Source organism: Streptomyces sp. NPDC059455 (assembly GCF_042750115.1).
In the GTDB taxonomy this organism is placed as follows: domain Bacteria; phylum Actinomycetota; class Actinomycetes; order Streptomycetales; family Streptomycetaceae; genus Streptomyces; species Streptomyces endocoffeicus.
Genome location: NZ_JBHYVB010000317.1, coordinates 7119 through 9491 on the forward strand (window position 1 = coordinate 7119; position 2373 = coordinate 9491).

Consider the following 2373-nt stretch of genomic DNA (forward strand, 5'->3'; position numbering starts at 1 on the left):
TGCTCTCTCACCCTCCTACTGTCTTAATTGAATCGGGCGCGGCGGTGCGGGCCGCGGGCCCCCCGCCCCGCCCCCCCCCGACGGGTCGTTCCGGGGGTGGTGGCGGTTTCCCTCCGGCTCTCCGACGGCACGACCCGCGCCGGGGAGTTGGGAGCCGCCGACAGTTCGCGGGTGGGGACCTTCGCGCCGTCCCGGGGGCCGGATGTCTCGCTCCGGGGCCCGCGGCCGGGGCGCTGCCGGGCCGACTCGGACGGGACCGACGGGGCGGGCGACGCCGAGGGGTCGGCGGACGCCGACGGAAGGGGAGGCGTCGTACGGCCGGGCGCGGGCGGCGGGGCGAGCGGGACCGTCGGGCGCGCGGGTGGCTCGGGCGCCGCCGAGCGGAGCGGCAGCGCGATGAGGGCGGCCACGGCGCAGGACACACCGACCCCGGCCGCGGTGCGGAGCAGCCTGCGGCGGGCCGCGGCGCGGCGGACCGCCTCGTACCGGCCGGGGGGCGGGCCGAGGTAGTCGGAGGGGGGCCGCAGGATCACCGCGAGGGGGTCGTCGGGCTCCCGCTCGGGGCCGATGTGCTCCGGGCCGTCGTCACAGCGTGGGGTCAAGGCTTCTCCTCAGGTGGACGCGGAGCAGTTCCCGGGCCGCGTGGAGGTCGGCCTTGACGGTTCCTTCCTTGCGCCCGGTCAGTACGGACACCTCCCGGATCGGCATGTCAGCGTAGTAGTGCAGCAGGATCGGGACGCGCAGCCGTTCCGGCAGCGACTGCACGAGCAGGCGCACCGACGGGTCGGACTGTTCGGTGTGGGGGCGGACGGCGGCTTCCGTGGTGGCCCGGCGCATCGCCCTGCGCTCGCGCTCCACCTTGCGCCAGTGGTCCCGGACGAGATTGGCCGCGGTGACGTAGAGGAAGCCGCGGGGCTCCTCCACGGACGTCCAGCGGGCCCACAGCCGGGTGAACGCCTCGGAGGCGATCTCATGGGCCGTCTCGTCGTCGTCGACGAGCCGACGGCACCAGCCGGCCAGGCGCGGGTAGAGGGCGGCGAACAGCTCGGACGCCGCCCTGTCACGGGACCGTTTCAACGCACTCCATGGTCGCGACGGCACTCGGCCGTGAGGGCACTTCAAAGGGGAGGATCCCGGGCCGCCGGTATGGGTTCCATGGGCCCGGGATCCGGGGTGGGTCAGGGGCCGGCGGACGTCAGCGTGGCGAAGACGATCACGTTGTCGAGGTAGCCGTCGCCGGAGCGGGGGCCGCCACAGGTGATCAGCCGCAACTCCGGGCGGTCCACGTTCCCGTAGACCTCGTCCGCCGGGAAGTCCGCCTTGGCGACGGTCCGTACGGCGCTGACATCGAACTGTGCCGCCGTGCCGTTCTCCAGGCGCGCCTCGACCCGGTCGCCCCGGCGCAGCCGCGCCAGGTGACGGAAGACCCCGTCGCCGTTGGCGCCGACCGTGACATGGCCGAGGATGACCGACGGGCCGAGCTGCCCCGGTGTCGGCGAGTGCCGGTACCAGCCCGCGCGGTCGTGGGCCGTGACCGGCGGGACCGCCACGCTCCCGTCCGGCGCCAGCCCCAGCCGGATGACCGGGGTGTCGACGCCGATGGCCGGGATCCGCAGCCCGACCGGAACCGAACGCCCGAGGGGACGCGCCGCCTTCACACCGGTAGGCGGCGGCCTCCTCCCGGAGCGCGGTGCGGCCGTGGTCTGCCGGGCCGGGTGGCCACCGCAGCCCGCGAGCAGCGAGGCCATCGCCGCGGTGGCGAAGGCGCGCCTGGAGAACGGGGTCATGCCCCGGTCGCCCGCCGGCGGCGGACGACGAGGACCGCCGCGCCGCCCGCGACGAGCACGGCGGCGCCCCCGCCGATCAGCGCGCCCTCGTTCCCGGACGACGCGGAGGACTCGTCCGTCACTCCGGTGTTCGGCGCGCCCTTCGGCACGACCGCGACCTGGCCGCGGTCCCGCTTCTTGGCCGGCTCCTCCCGCGGGGCCTGGGCGGCGGCGCTGGGCGTACTGGCCGGCGCCTTGCTCGGGACCGGGCTGACGGAGGCCGCGGGGGTACGGCGGGGGGCGGGGGTCGCGTCGTCGGCGAACGCGGGCACGGTGGTCGCCAGGACGGCGGTGCACGCGAGTGTCATCGCGCTGAGGACAGTGCGGCGCATGGAGTCGCTCTCTTTCGTCGGTCCGCCCGGCAGTTCGGCGGGCTGGGTTACGGATCGAGCGGAGAGACGAGGCAGCGGCGCGGCGCGTTGTAAAGAGGTGGCAAAGCGTTTCGGTCGGCCCTGCCGGGCCCGGCGTGGGGGCCGGGCAACAGGAGGGCGGGGGGGGGGCGGGGGGGCGCCACCGGCCCCCGCCGCGGGGGGGGGCGGGGGGGGGG

At 76.3% G+C, this 2373-nt stretch carries 4 protein-coding genes; all 4 read right to left on the minus strand.

Translation table 11 applies throughout. The features are described 5' to 3' along the window. Window positions 1-23 precede the first annotated feature (23 nt). Window positions 24-602 (minus strand): hypothetical protein, encoded by a 579-nt coding sequence (locus ACFXB5_RS50630; RefSeq protein ID WP_385222113.1) that lies wholly within the window; start codon window positions 600-602, stop codon window positions 24-26. Beyond that, window positions 586-1077: an RNA polymerase sigma factor gene (locus tag ACFXB5_RS50635; RefSeq protein ID WP_020866784.1), complete on the minus strand. Its 492-nt coding sequence runs from the start codon at window positions 1075-1077 to the stop codon at window positions 586-588. The genes ACFXB5_RS50630 and ACFXB5_RS50635 overlap by 17 nt, the downstream gene beginning before the upstream one ends. Before the next feature lie 101 nt (window positions 1078-1178). Continuing rightward, window positions 1179-1787 carry a class F sortase gene (locus ACFXB5_RS50640; RefSeq protein WP_385222116.1) on the minus strand — a complete coding sequence of 203 codons (609 nt, stop codon included), beginning with the start codon at window positions 1785-1787 and terminating at the stop codon, window positions 1179-1181. Continuing rightward, complete coding sequence (locus tag ACFXB5_RS50645) at window positions 1784-2158, minus strand: sortase-dependent protein (protein WP_385222119.1); 375 nt, start codon at window positions 2156-2158, stop codon at window positions 1784-1786. The genes ACFXB5_RS50640 and ACFXB5_RS50645 overlap by 4 nt, the downstream gene beginning before the upstream one ends. Between the last annotated feature and the right edge of the window lie 215 nt (window positions 2159-2373).

What these genes read in the sequence shown, in the direction of transcription:
- ACFXB5_RS50640 (WP_385222116.1), bottom strand. Translation starts at nt 1,787, where the DNA reads ATGACCCCGTTCTCCAGGCGCGCCTTCGCCACCGCGGCGATGGCCTCG.
- ACFXB5_RS50645 (WP_385222119.1), bottom strand. Translation starts at nt 2,158, where the DNA reads ATGCGCCGCACTGTCCTCAGCGCGATGACACTCGCGTGCACCGCCGTC.